The sequence below is a fragment of the Bacillus sp. TH17 genome (genome assembly GCF_016651125.1).
Lineage (GTDB): Bacteria > Bacillota > Bacilli > Bacillales > Bacillaceae_G > Bacillus_A > Bacillus_A mycoides.
Map to the genome: position 1 here is coordinate 457,393 of NZ_JAEKEN010000001.1, position 12,956 is coordinate 470,348.

At 36.3% G+C, this 12,956-nt stretch carries 15 protein-coding genes; 8 read left to right on the forward strand and 7 right to left on the reverse strand.

All coding sequences use genetic code 11. The features are described 5' to 3' along the window. Genes kdpB through kdpDN form a run of 3 tightly spaced genes read left to right on the forward strand, consistent with a single transcriptional unit; the run spans position 1 to position 3,901 of the window. The gene (kdpB, locus tag JFT95_RS02200; protein ID WP_201051263.1) at positions 1 to 2,091 is read left to right on the forward strand and encodes a potassium-transporting ATPase subunit KdpB; all 2,091 of its coding nucleotides are present in this window, start codon (positions 1 to 3) and stop codon (positions 2,089 to 2,091) included. A gap of 17 nt (positions 2,092 to 2,108) precedes the next feature. Then, a complete protein-coding gene (kdpC, locus tag JFT95_RS02205; RefSeq protein WP_002125346.1) occupies positions 2,109 to 2,690 on the forward strand; it encodes a K(+)-transporting ATPase subunit C in 582 nt (193 codons plus the stop codon). Positions 2,691 to 2,746: 56 nt separating this feature from the next. Further along, a complete protein-coding gene (kdpDN, locus tag JFT95_RS02210) occupies positions 2,747 to 3,901 on the forward strand; it encodes a KdpD-like non-kinase potassium sensor (protein ID WP_087946251.1) in 1,155 nt (384 codons plus the stop codon). Positions 3,902 to 3,920: 19 nt separating this feature from the next. Here kdpDN and JFT95_RS02215 read toward each other — a convergent pair whose 3' ends face one another. After that, entirely contained in the window at positions 3,921 to 5,099 is a 1,179-nt protein-coding gene (locus tag JFT95_RS02215) for an MFS transporter (RefSeq protein WP_201051265.1), read from the reverse strand. 140 nt (positions 5,100 to 5,239) lie between these two features. Between JFT95_RS02215 and JFT95_RS02220 the strand changes: the two genes are divergently transcribed. Together JFT95_RS02220 and JFT95_RS02225 are read left to right on the forward strand one after the other, a co-directional pair. Then, positions 5,240 to 5,701: a MarR family transcriptional regulator gene (locus JFT95_RS02220; protein ID WP_002125351.1), complete on the forward strand. Its 462-nt coding sequence runs from the start codon at positions 5,240 to 5,242 to the stop codon at positions 5,699 to 5,701. Positions 5,702 to 5,830: 129 nt separating this feature from the next. Then, positions 5,831 to 6,685 (forward strand): patatin-like phospholipase family protein, encoded by an 855-nt coding sequence (locus JFT95_RS02225; protein ID WP_002140445.1) that lies wholly within the window; start codon positions 5,831 to 5,833, stop codon positions 6,683 to 6,685. A gap of 72 nt (positions 6,686 to 6,757) precedes the next feature. Here the strand turns inward: JFT95_RS02225 and JFT95_RS02230 are convergent, their stop codons facing one another. Then, the gene (locus tag JFT95_RS02230) at positions 6,758 to 8,059 is read right to left on the reverse strand and encodes an NCS2 family permease (RefSeq protein ID WP_002029878.1); all 1,302 of its coding nucleotides are present in this window, start codon (positions 8,057 to 8,059) and stop codon (positions 6,758 to 6,760) included. 224 nt (positions 8,060 to 8,283) lie between these two features. Here JFT95_RS02230 and JFT95_RS02235 point away from each other — a divergent pair, with 224 nt between their 5' ends. The 3 genes from JFT95_RS02235 (at position 8,284) to JFT95_RS02245 (ending at position 10,685) form a co-directional block, all read left to right on the forward strand. Further along, the gene (locus tag JFT95_RS02235) at positions 8,284 to 9,150 is read left to right on the forward strand and encodes an SDR family oxidoreductase (RefSeq protein WP_002087502.1); all 867 of its coding nucleotides are present in this window, start codon (positions 8,284 to 8,286) and stop codon (positions 9,148 to 9,150) included. 358 nt (positions 9,151 to 9,508) lie between these two features. After that, complete coding sequence (locus JFT95_RS02240) at positions 9,509 to 10,270, forward strand: L,D-transpeptidase (RefSeq protein ID WP_002029880.1); 762 nt, start codon at positions 9,509 to 9,511, stop codon at positions 10,268 to 10,270. Positions 10,271 to 10,433: 163 nt separating this feature from the next. Continuing rightward, positions 10,434 to 10,685: a hypothetical protein gene (locus JFT95_RS02245; protein ID WP_002029881.1), complete on the forward strand. Its 252-nt coding sequence runs from the start codon at positions 10,434 to 10,436 to the stop codon at positions 10,683 to 10,685. Positions 10,686 to 10,717: 32 nt separating this feature from the next. On the opposite strand, the gene JFT95_RS02250 is transcribed toward JFT95_RS02245, so the two are convergent. From JFT95_RS02250 to JFT95_RS02270, 5 genes are all read right to left on the reverse strand, one after another. Beyond that, positions 10,718 to 10,933: a DUF1540 domain-containing protein gene (locus tag JFT95_RS02250; RefSeq protein WP_002029883.1), complete on the reverse strand. Its 216-nt coding sequence runs from the start codon at positions 10,931 to 10,933 to the stop codon at positions 10,718 to 10,720. A 72-nt stretch (positions 10,934 to 11,005) separates the two neighbouring features. Next, positions 11,006 to 11,458, reverse strand: a complete 453-nt coding sequence (locus JFT95_RS02255) for a thioredoxin family protein (RefSeq protein ID WP_002029885.1) — start codon at positions 11,456 to 11,458, stop codon at positions 11,006 to 11,008. 12 nt (positions 11,459 to 11,470) lie between these two features. After that, positions 11,471 to 11,890 (reverse strand): disulfide formation protein C, encoded by a 420-nt coding sequence (locus JFT95_RS02260; protein ID WP_002140448.1) that lies wholly within the window; start codon positions 11,888 to 11,890, stop codon positions 11,471 to 11,473. 165 nt (positions 11,891 to 12,055) lie between these two features. Then, positions 12,056 to 12,304, reverse strand: a complete 249-nt coding sequence (locus JFT95_RS02265; RefSeq protein ID WP_001195459.1) for a YhdB family protein — start codon at positions 12,302 to 12,304, stop codon at positions 12,056 to 12,058. A gap of 121 nt (positions 12,305 to 12,425) precedes the next feature. Continuing rightward, positions 12,426 to 12,935 carry a PCYCGC domain-containing protein gene (locus tag JFT95_RS02270; protein ID WP_002140449.1) on the reverse strand — a complete coding sequence of 170 codons (510 nt, stop codon included), beginning with the start codon at positions 12,933 to 12,935 and terminating at the stop codon, positions 12,426 to 12,428. Positions 12,936 to 12,956 lie beyond the last annotated feature (21 nt).

Below are 12,956 nucleotides of genomic sequence, written 5' to 3' on the forward strand. Positions count from 1 at the left end.
ATGAGACCGGTAGTAGTAAAAGAAAAAAGAGTAAATGAATCACAAATACATGCTGTAGAAGATGAGGTTAGACAAGCAAAAACGATGGATCGTGATATCGTGACACATGCAATGAAACAATCCTTTGCGAAATTGAATCCGAAAGTAATGATAAAGAATCCGATTATGTTCGTTGTGGAAATTGGATTTATCATTACGTTAATTTTATCCTTTCTTCCAAGTAGTTCTAGTAGTGTACCAGGGTGGTTTAATATAACAGTTTCTCTCATTCTATTATTTACAGTTTTATTTGCTAACTTTGCAGAAGCTTTAGCTGAAGGGCGTGGTAAAGCGCAAGCCGATTCTTTAAAACAATCGAAGAAAGATGTGTTTGCAAACGTTGTAAAAGAAAATGGAGACATTGTTCAAGTTTCAGCAACTGATCTGAGAAAAGGTGACGTTGTTATTGTAAAACAAGGAGAAATGATTCCGAATGATGGTGAAGTAATTAAAGGATTAGCGTCTGTAGATGAATCTGCAATAACAGGAGAATCAGCTCCTGTTATAAAAGAAGCGGGTGGTGATTTTTGTTCCGTAACAGGCGGTACGATGGTCGTAAGTGATGAAATTACAATTGTAATTACGAGTAATCCTGGTGAATCATTTATTGATAAAATGATTTCGTTAGTAGAAGGGGCTGCACGTCAAAAAACGCCGAATGAGATTGCTTTAAATACAGTATTAACGAGTTTAACGCTTATTTTCTTAATCGTCGTTGTGACGTTGCCGATTTTCACAAATTATCTAGGGTTTCAAATTGATACTGCTGTACTTGTAGCGTTGTTAGTTTGTTTAATTCCAACGACAATTGGTGGGTTATTATCAGCGATTGGTATTGCCGGGATGGACCGCGTGACAAAGTTTAATGTGCTAGCAATGTCAGGGAAAGCAGTAGAAGCTGCGGGTGATATTAATACAATTATTTTAGACAAAACGGGTACGATTACTTTCGGGAACCGTATGGCACATACACTACTCCCTGTGGGAAATGAAACGATTGAACAAGTAGGAAAATGGGCTGCGATTAGCTCAGTTTTAGATGAAACACCAGAAGGTCGATCTGTTATAGAATATGTACAAACGAAATCTATATCATATAATAGGGAAATTGCAGAACAAGGTGAATTTGTTCCATTTAAAGCAGAAACAAGAATGAGCGGTGTTGATTTACAGGATGGAACGAAAGTGAGAAAAGGTGCTGTTGGTGCCGTGATTGAATGGGTTCAATCGCAAGGCGGGATGATTCCAAAAGATGTGAATCAAAAAGCAGATTTGATTTCAAAAGAAGGCGGAACACCACTTGTAGTTGCAGTAGACAATCGTATTTACGGTTTAATATATTTAAAGGATACAGTGAAACCTGGTATGCGTGAACGTTTTGAACAATTGCGCCAAATGGGGATTAAAACGGTTATGTGTACAGGTGATAATCCGTTAACAGCAGCAACAATTGCAAAGGAAGCAGGAGTAGATGAATTCGTTGCTGAGTGTAAACCAGAAGATAAAATTGCGGTTATTAAAGCAGAGCAAGACAAAGGGAAACTTGTAGCGATGACAGGTGATGGTACAAATGATGCCCCGGCATTAGCGCAGGCGGATGTTGGATTAGCGATGAATAGTGGTACGACAGCTGCGAAAGAAGCAGCGAATATGATTGATCTAGATTCGAATCCAACAAAAATCATTGAGGTTGTAGGAATTGGTAAGCAATTGTTAATGACGCGTGGTGCGTTAACAACGTTTAGTATTGCAAACGATATAGCAAAATATTTTGCAATCATTCCAGCGATGTTTACATTAGCAATTCCGCAAATGGAAGCATTGAACATTATGAAATTAACATCGCCACTTTCAGCGATTTTATCAGCATTAATATTTAATGCAGTTATTATTCCACTACTAATTCCGTTAGCGATGAAAGGTATTGCGTATAAACCGATGAGTTCTAATGCATTGCTTAGCCGAAACTTACTCATTTATGGGCTTGGTGGAGTTATCGTTCCATTCATTGGAATTAAAGTAATTGATATGATTGTCGGCTTGTTCATATAAGGAAGAGGGGAAAAAAGATGGCGAAAAAACAAAGTATACTTTCACCAATTATTCGTATTACTTTTACATTTCTAGTTTTGTGCGGCCTCGTATACCCGCTTATTGTAACTGGTATTGCGCAAGCGGTAATGAAGGATAATGCGGATGGAAGTCTTATATATAATGATAAAGATGAAGTAGTTGGTTCAAAATTAATCGGTCAAAATTTCACAGATCCACGTTATTTTCATGGACGTGTCTCTAGTATAGAATATAAAGCAGAAGCATCTGGTTCAAATAACTATGCACCGTCTAATCCAGATTTAGCAAAACGAGTTGAGAAAAGTATTGATGACTGGAAGAAACAAAACCGGGCCATTCCAGTTACAGAAGTACCAATAGATTTAGTGACGAATTCAGGTTCAGGGCTTGATCCTGACATTAGTCCGAAGGCGGCTTCTGTACAGGTAGATCGCATCTCGAAATTAACGAATATTCCGAAAGAAAAGCTAGATCAATTGATTAAGGATCAAACAGAAGGAGCTGCACTCGGTTTATTTGGAGAGGATCGTGTAAACGTCTTAAAGCTAAATTTAGAATTGCAGAAATTAATGAAATAGTAACAGTGCTACCTCAATCTAACGGATTGAGGTAGCGTTGTTTCGAAAGAAAGGTTGTGAGTGTTTTGTATGCGGATGACTATAAACCGACGTTTCAAAGGCGAACGCCAGAAGAGTATTTAGAATATATTCGGCAGCAAAATCGCGGAAAGTTAAAGCTATACGTAGGGGCTGCACCTGGAGTTGGGAAAAGTTATAAAATGCTATTTGATGCAAGAGAGATGAAAAAAGACGGTATTGATATTGTAGTTGGTTTAATTGAAACACACGGTAGAAAAGAGACGGAAGAAGCAATTGCTGATTTAGAAAAAGTTCCTTTAAAAGAAATAGATTATAAAGGGAAAGTATTTTATGAACTTGATGTAGAAGAAATTATAAAGCGGGCACCACAAATTGTTGTTGTGGATGAACTTGCGCATAGTAATATTCCCGGATCGAAAAATAAGAAACGTTACATGGATGTGCAGGAATTGTTAGATGCCGGTATATCTGTATTATCAGCGTTTAATATTCAACATTTAGAAAGCGTTCATGATATTGTAGCTCAAATTACGAATGTCAAAGTACGAGAGCGTATTCCAGACTTTATTTTACAAAAAGCAAATGAAATTCAGCTTGTTGATGCAACACCTGAGGTACTCCGGAAGAGATTAATAGATGGAAAGATATATAAGGAAGAAAAAATTCAGCAAAGCTTACAAAACTTCTTTACGATAAATAATTTAGGGGCATTAAGAGAGTTATCACTTCGAGAAGTTGCAGATGATATGGATGAGAAAATTAGCCAAACAGTAATAGAACCGATCGGTGTGAAAGAAAAAATTCTCGTTTGTGTACAATACAGTTCAACAGCAGAGAAATTAATACGGAGAGGTTGGCGCATGGCTGATCGGCTAAATGCTGAATTGTATGTGTTAAACGTTGAAAGAGAAAATATAGATTCTATTTCAGCAGGCAAAAAGCAAACGATTGAAGAATGGAAATCGCTAACGAATCAATTTGATGCGAGCTTTGTATTAGAAGAAGCAAAGGGAAGAAAGCCCGCTGATGTTATTATTGAAGTTGCAAAAAGACTACAGGTGACACAAGTTTTACTTGGGCAATCGGCGAGAACACGGTGGGAAGAAATACGAAAAGGTTCTATTGTAAATGAAATTATGAGACAAACGAAGTATATTGATATTCATATCGTTGCTGATCAAAGAGCTTAAGAGACCATCTATAGGTCTCTTAAGCTCTTTGTGCAGCATGGGAATGTAGCATTTTCATTGCGTGTAAAATTATAAGTAGAAATATAATTGCCCCTAGGAAGAAAATCCAAAAGTAATTTTGATTAAATAAAAGAAACCCACCTACAATAGGCCCTGTACCCATACCAAGATAGCGAATGAAGTTGTACATACCGATGGCAGTTGCGCGTTCTTGTACGAATTCTTCCGTTAATAAAGTAGTGTGAGTCGGCATAGAAAGTCCCATACTAAAACCGTATAAAGAGGTAACGATAATTACGGATGGGGTATTGATGCTATATGTGAAAGAGAATAAAGTGACACATATAATGTTGAAGAAACTAGTGATGAATAAAGCCTGCTTTGTTGTGAAATGTTTTTGCAAAAATTTGTAGCAATAGCTTCCTAACATAAGAGAAAGGGACATCGGTACAAACATAAGACCAATTTCGCTTGCGCTTAGATGAAATATATTTGTTAATATGCTAGGTAAAAAAACGAGGAAACAGAAATATATACAAAATTGAATAAAGCCAATAAGTGTAATGGAAAATCCAGTTTTATTTTTTAAGATAAGCCAGTAATTCTTTTTTGCTTTAGGTTTCTCAATTACATTTGGTTTTGTTTCTGGAAGTAGTGAAATGTTTATAATTAATAAGATGATGCCAATTGTAGATAAAAAAAGAAATACAGATAAGTGGCCATTTATACTGCCGAGATAGCCACCTATGAGAGGACCGATTGCAGGTGCGAGAGCAAGTAACATTTGATAAAGGCTCATCGCTTCTCCGCGTTCTTTTCCTTCAAATAAATCACCGATAATCGTTGCTGCAACTACAGGTATAGCCGCTATTCCTATAGCTTGAACAGCTCTAAAAAATAGAAATAAGTAAATGTTTGGTGAGAAAGCACAACCAATTGAGCCGATTGTACTAATGATTAAACTAGGGATAAGGACAGATTTTCTTCCCTTTGTATCAATTAAAGGTCCGTATATGAGCTGCATAACCGCAAGAACGAATGTGAAAAGTGAAACGGTTAAATTTACAAGATAAAGAGAAGTATGAAACGAATTTTGAATCATCGGCAAGATAGGTGTATAAATATTTTGAGCGAAGGAACCGAGTAAGGCACTCATACAGACAACATATAAAATGAAATTCAGTTTGGTTTTTTCCATAATGTTAACCTCCTTGTCATTTGGTTTCCTTGGAAACTAAATTAATTTTAACATGATTTTCTCACTTGTAAAGATGAAAAAATGATTTTAAAATGGTATATAGTTAAATTGTTTCTTTGGAAACTTAGGAGGCGAATGGATTGGAACGTACAGCGAAACAAATGGAAATACTTTCGGATATTCGTACACTTTTTCATAAAAAAGAAGAGCATTTGAAAGAAAATAATGAGAAGTTTCTTCGTGAGACAGGTGTAAGTGGTATGTCTTTATCTGAGTTACATGTTATCGAGTGTATCGGAAAAAATGGTCTGATGAATGTAACTGCTATTGCAACAGAAATGGGAATGACGAAAGGCGCAATCTCTAAAATTTGTACAAAGTTGTTTCAAAAGCAATTCGTTGAGAAAATGCAAATGTTAGATAATCAAAAAGAAATTTTCTTCCGCTTAACGGAAAGAGGAAATGAAATATATAAAGCTCATGAAAAATTGCATAAACAAGCTGAAGAAAAGTGGCTGTTACTTTTAGATGGATATACGAAAGAAGAGCAAGATTTTATTCAAAGGTTTATAAAGGATGTCTCTGGTCATTTGGAAATATAATTGGAAGAAAAACCCCTCCATTTCAAGCCTTTTCAATATAATTTCTGAAAGAACTCATATATAATAGAAAAAGATACTTAACATAGTGAATAATTAAAGAGTCAATATATATAAAGAGGAGAGAATAACATGCTTGAAAATACGGGGTTAGTATTAGAAGGCGGCGGTATGCGTGGTGTATATACGGGCGGGATATTAGAATATTTTATGGAACAAGATTTATATTTTCCATATGTAATTGGTGTATCAGCTGGTGCTTGTCATGCAGCGTCGTATCTTTCCAGACAAAGAAATAGAAATAAAACAGTAAATATTGATTATGCATCACATCCGCAGTATTTATCGTATAAAAACTTGTGGAAAAAACGTCAGCTATTTGATATGGAATTCATTTTTCATGAAATTCCAGAAAAGCATGTACCGTTTGATTTTGAAACATACTTTAATAGTCCAGAGCGTTTCCTTGTAGGAACAACTGATTGTGAAACAGGACAGTCTGTTTATTTTGAAAAAGAGGGAACGAATGATGATGCACTAAATTTATTGCAAGCATCTAGTTCATTACCTTTCATTGCACCGGCAGTAAACTACCGAGGTAAGCAATTGTTAGATGGCGGGATTTCAGATCCGATTCCAGTTCGTAAAGCACAGGAAGATGGATTTAAAAAATCAGTCGTTATTTTGACGAGAAATCATGGTTACGCGAAGAAAAAATCAAAATTTGGTTGGATTGCAGCAAAGGCTTATAAGAAGTATCCAAACCTTGTAAATACGATGCTGAATCGTTATGAAGTGTATAATGAAACACTTCACTACATTGAAAAAGAAGAGCAAGCTGGTAATTTATTTGTTATTCGCCCAGAAGTGCCGCTTCAAGTAGATCGTATGGAAAAGGATACGGCTAAATTACAAAGTTTATATGAGCAAGGCTATGAAGATGCAAAGAGACAATTTGCAGATTTACAGGCGTTTTTGCAAAAATAATAATTAGGCTGTGGAGAAGGAGTTCTCTGCAGCCTTTTTTATTTATGAAAAAATCCCTCTTTATGAGGGATTTTAATGTGGTAAGAAAACTAATTGATAAGCGAACAAGATCCCGAATAAATATACAAGTGGGTGAACAGCACGGAATTGTCCTTTTGCCACTTTCATAAGTGGGTATGAAATAAATCCAAGTGCAATACCTGTTGAGATACTTGATGTAAGTGGCATGCTTAAGATTACTAAAAATGCTGGGAATGCTTCATCGAATGTATCCCAATCGATGTGGCGAACTGAGCCCATCATAAGACTACCAACGATAATTAGTGATGGTGCTGTAATAGCTGAAACGCCAGAAACAGCGCTCACTAACGGTCCGAAGAATGCTGCTAATGCAAATAGAACAGCTACTGTAACAGTTGTTAAACCAGTACGACCACCAGCTGCAACACCAGCAGATGATTCAATGTAAGCTGTTGATGGTGTTGTTCCGAACATAGCTCCAATTGTTGCTGAGAATGAGTCAGATAGAAGAGCTCGTCCTGCTTTTGGAAGCTTTCCATCTTTCATAAATCCACCTTGTTGTGCAACGCCAAGTAGTGTTCCAGTTGTATCAAATAGTGTAACAAGGAAGAATGAGAACACAACGCCGTATAATCCGTAGTTAATTACATCAGATACAGCAGTAATTGGATTTGAAACGATAATTCCTTCTGGTAATCCAGGCATTGATGTAACGCCGCTTGAGAATGTTAATTGACCTGTGAAGTAAGCAATAATACCAGTTAATAACATTCCGATAAATAGTGCCCCGTTTATATTTAAAGACATAAGGATAATTGTAATTCCAAGGCCAGCTAATGCTAGTAGAACTGGAGCAGAGTGAAGGTCGCCAAGCCCAACTAAGTTTGCATCATTTTTTGTAACAATTCCCGTTAAGCGCAAACCGATAAAAGCAATAAAAAGACCGATACCAGCAGTAAGTGCATGTTTTAAGTTCTCAGGAATTACTTCCATTAATTTCGTACGGAAAGATGTGAATGATAACAAAATTAAAATCATACCTGCTACGAATACAGCAGAGAATGCAATTGCGAAAGTCATGCCTTCATGGGCTTTTACAACAGAATAAGAGAAGTAAGCATTTAATCCCATACCTGGTGCAATTGCGATTGGTAAATTAGTAAAGATCGCCATAAATAATGTTCCGACAACAGCAGCGATAATTGTAGCTGTAAATGCTTGTTCAAACGGAACACCTGCATCCCCAAGGATGACAGGGTTTACGACAATGATATATGCCATTGTTAAAAAGGTAATAATACCTGCCATAATTTCAGTTTTAATAGAAGTTTTATGTTTTGAAAGGTTAAACATATAAACATCCTTTCTTTTTACGAATAATTTTCACAACAGTTATATATAATATTCGTTTTTTAACTATTTTGCAATAGTTTTGCATAAAAACTTTAGAACAACTCATATTTTATGTCGTAAATTCGAATATTAATCGTAAAACTGTGTGTGCATTGCGGTTCTTTAATGTGTAAGTAGTTTTTTTTATTGTGCGCATTATAAGGGGAAAGGAGTTGAAGGAAGTTATGCCGCAGCAAAAAAACTTTTTAACAATGCCAGCACAACATCAAAATAAACAACCTGGTATTGAATCGTTAATGAATCCTCTTCCAAAGTTTGAAGATCCAAATTATAAAGGAAGTGAAAAGTTAAAAGGAAAGAATGTATTAATTACAGGAGGAGATAGCGGGATTGGAAGAGCTGTTTCTATCGCTTTTGCAAAAGAGGGAGCAAATATTGCGATTGCTTATTTAGATGAGGACGAAGATGCAACTGAGACGAAACAACTTGTGGAAAAAGAAGGCGTGAATTGTGTATTATTGCCGGGAGATTTGAGTAATGAACAACATTGTAAAGAGATTGTAGAAGAGACCGCCCAGCAGCTAGGGGGGCTAAATGTTCTTGTGAATAACGTCGCACAGCAATATCCGCAGCAAGGACTAGAGTATATTACAGCGGAACAGCTAGAAAAAACGTTCCGTATTAATATTTTTTCTTATTTTCATGTTACAAAAGCAGCCCTCTCTCATTTAAAGCAAGGGGATGTAATTATAAACACGGCATCTATCGTTGCGTATGAAGGAAATGAAACGTTGATTGATTATTCTGCAACGAAAGGAGCGATTGTCGCTTTTACAAGATCGCTATCTCAGTCGTTAGTACAAAAGGGAATTCGTGTAAATGGTGTTGCACCAGGCCCAATTTGGACACCGCTTATTCCATCCAGTTTTGATGAGAAAAAAGTATCACAGTTTGGGAGTAATGTTCCTATGCAAAGGCCTGGTCAGCCGTATGAATTAGCGCCTGCATATGTATATTTAGCGTCTAGTGATTCGGCATATGTAACGGGACAGATGATGCATGTAAATGGTGGAGTAATTGTGAATGGATAGTTTTCATTTATAAGAGCAAAGTAAAGTTAATTGTATTTATCCCGCATTAACGGGCAGTAAAATTCCACCTCAAAATTCAGGTGGGAGATTAACTGCCCGTAAATGCCCGATTGGTGAAGGCTAATAATCAGTGGGGGATGAACAAAACCCCACCCACTGATTAAAGTTTCACTTTATCCCGCTATTTGCGGGCAGTAAGACTCCTACCTAACAATTCGGTGAATACAAGGAAGTTAGGTGGGAGATAAATGTCCGTAAATGCTCGATTGGTGAAGGCTAATCCTCAGTGGGGATGGACAAAATCCCCCAACGAGTAAAGTTTCACTTTATTATGATGTTAGTGCTAGGGAGGATTTAGATGAAGAAAGTATGGTTTATCGTAATCCTATTTTTCTGCCTGCCAGCTAGCGTTTTTGCTAATACAGATCATTTAATATTAGTTAACCTTACGACGAATCAGCTGTCTTTTTTTGAAGATGGAAACTATACTAAGACATTTCCGATAACGACAGGAAAAGACAGGACCCCGACGCCTGAGGGTAATTTTTGTATTATAACTAAATATAAAAATAAAGAATACCATCGTAAAAAAATAGCTGGGGGTGCTCCGAATAACCCTCTCGGTACGAGGTGGTTAGGTCTAGATAAAAAGGAATATGCAATTCATGGAACAAATCGGGAATGGACGATTGGAAGCAGGGAGTCGAATGGTTGTATTCGCATGCACGATCGGGACATACAATGGTTATACGACCGGGTACAATTACAGACGAAAGTAATTATTTCTCGTTTTCATACGAGTCCCGAATATGAAGCGTATAAGCTTGGTTATCGGGTTGTGAGTTGGAATGGTCGTAAAGTAGAAGAAGAACAAATTGGAATGCTTACGTTAGTAGATCGTGTAAATATATATTGGCAAGAACCAAATGGACAATTGACGAAAGTAAAAACGGTATTGCCAAATGAAAAATATACAGTGTATTCCAAACGAAAAGATGGAACCTATTATATAGGAAACAATTTGTATATTGTAGATGTAACGGGAGAAAAAATTCGTTATGAGCAATTACCTTATTCGATTTTAAGTAACATATATAAAAGGAAATATAATGTTCCATAATAGCTACCGTGTATAGGCGGTAGCTTATTTGTGATGAAGTTTAGTTGGTTTTGATGATTTCATACCAATCGAGCGCCTGTAAATAGTGAGATAAAAAAATTGAAACAGCAACTATTATGTTTTGCTGAATATAATACAGTACAGACTGGGGGGCGGTCACATTATGAAAAGTGAATTTGCATTTAAAATTTTCTTAATCACGACTTGTTTATTTATCGTGTATTTATATGCGTTACTCGTCTTCTCCTTTTATGTTCCATATATTGATTTAATATTGTTCGTTGGATTTATTTGGGCATTTGTTAAAGCGAGGGAAGGGGAGAAGAGTGTATATCGGCGCATTACTTTATGCGGGACGGTCCTTCTCGTTATTTTGTACTTTTTTATGATGCATGATGTTTGGAGAGGAATGTAAAAAAGCATACGACTAATCGTATGCTTTTACGTTTAATATTTCGGTTTAAATGTATGACAACACGTTTCTACACTCGTTGTTACAGAACTTTCAAGCGTCTCGTTTGTTAAAGTAGCGTTTGTATATGAACTGTTTTCAATTTGACCTGCCTCTTGTGCATCAGGTTGAACAACGATTGCACTTGCTTGACAAAGGTTACCTTGTCCCCAAAATGAGCAATTGGAAACAGAGCATTTCACTTCTGGCATAAAACCCCCTCCTCATACATTAGTGTGGGATTTTACGCCCATTTCATGTATAGAAGGAGTTTCCTTTTCTTATTATTTTTTCGTTTGCTCAAGCCACTCTTTTAATTTGTCCTCCGGTTGTTCGCCGCTAATACGGCTCACTTCTTTACCATCTTTAAAATGAATGATTGTTGGAGTTCCTTTAATTTTATATTCATCCCAAGGAGCATCTAATTTTTCAATATCCATAACTTTCATATCAACATTCAAGTCTTTAGCCATTGGTACTACGATAGGAGATAATTTTTGGCAATGAACGCAAGATGTTTGATAAAAGTATACTGTTTCTTCTTTTTTCTCTTTTAAATTCTTTTGGAGATCTGAAAGAGAGATTTTATTTGTGTAGTAGTCAGAACCATCTGTTTGACTAGTAGCATTATCAATTTTTTGGCTTGTTGAAGCATTTTTTTCTTCCATTTGTGTTACAGCGAAAATTGCTGCAAACAAGGCGATAATAATACCACCAAATATAAGCATTTTTTTCATTCTTTCATCTCCTTATTTGTTTTTAATTACAATAAAGCTGCAAATAGCGATTGTGATAAAGCCGATAAGTGCTAAAAACGGGATTGTCACAAAGCCGAACCAGTTTATGTATTCTCCCGTACAAGGTACGCGGCCGCAAGCTGCCCCAGCAGCTGAAAATGCTGCGATTTTTTGAATTGCATAGTGATATAAAGAAATACAAGCACCAATACTTGCGATTGGTAAAGAATAACTTGCAATGCGATAGTCTTTCTTTACTACAGCGATACCGAGCCATAAAACAAATGGATACATAAAAATACGTTGATACCAACAAAGGACACAAGGCTCAAATTTCATAATTTCGGAAAAGTATAGACTTCCTAATGTAGCAATAAACGAAGCTCCCCATGCAGTAAGTAAAGCATATTCTTGCTTTTTTTCTCGTCCCATATTTTATACCTCACTTATAATAGTTACATACTAAATTATAGTATGAAGTGGTAGGGAAAAGAAAGAAAAAATATGTTTATCAATAAAAGTTTTATAAGGAGAAACTTTTATTGATATAAACATTTTAAAAAAGCGCTATTCTCATAAAGAGAATAGCGCTATATTTTACATTTGAATTTGCTCTACTTCTTCTACATGTGACTTTTGGGATGCGTGGTCAATATATTGAAATAGGAGCTGCAATTGTTTATCAACTTCTGGTAGTTCTTTACTGTATTGATAAGCGTGTAAAAAATGCTCAATACGCTTAGAAAATAATTGATCGTTCGTTTGAACCATGAGAACGAGTAATTTATCCCAATTACAGCAATACGTGTAATAGAGAGCTTTATCATAGTCGTTATATGTTTGCACTGTGTACCCTCCTTACCGAGGAGTTATATATAGTGTGTGACAAGTAAGGAGAAATACACTTGAAAGAATTTGTTAAGAAAAAAGGTGAATGAAAAGAGAAAAACGAGGGATTTCCTCGTTTTTATGCTTTTGGCATTGGCGTAGGTGTTGGCTTGCCATACCCTTCTTTGTATTTATTGTCGATATAGTTACGAATTTCGAGCGTTGATTTTCCTTTTTGTTTCATGGAAGCCGATTCAACCGCGATTTCTAGGCAGTTGACACAAGTTGTTGCGTGGGAATCCCAAACAACTTCACCATTCTTTTTAATTTCACGAATAAAGCAGTTTTTATTGTTTTTATGTCCTACACTCTCACCGCAACCGCAGTAACATGGAATCCAATCTAATAGCTCTGCATTTTGTCCAGCGACAGTGTAGATATCTTTCATTTGCGGATCAAGCTTGTCTAGGAAGGTAGGGAGTGTGTCGACTCCTTTTGTCTTTTCTTGAATATCAGCTTGCTGAGTGTGCGTGGCATGGTCATGCTCTTCTTTTGATTCAGAAGATTTTTTGTCATTTGTACTAGTACTCCCGCATCCAACAAGAATTAGGCTCAGTACTGCAAGTAAAGAAAATACATACTTTTTCATTCGCTTGTCCCCTTTACAAAT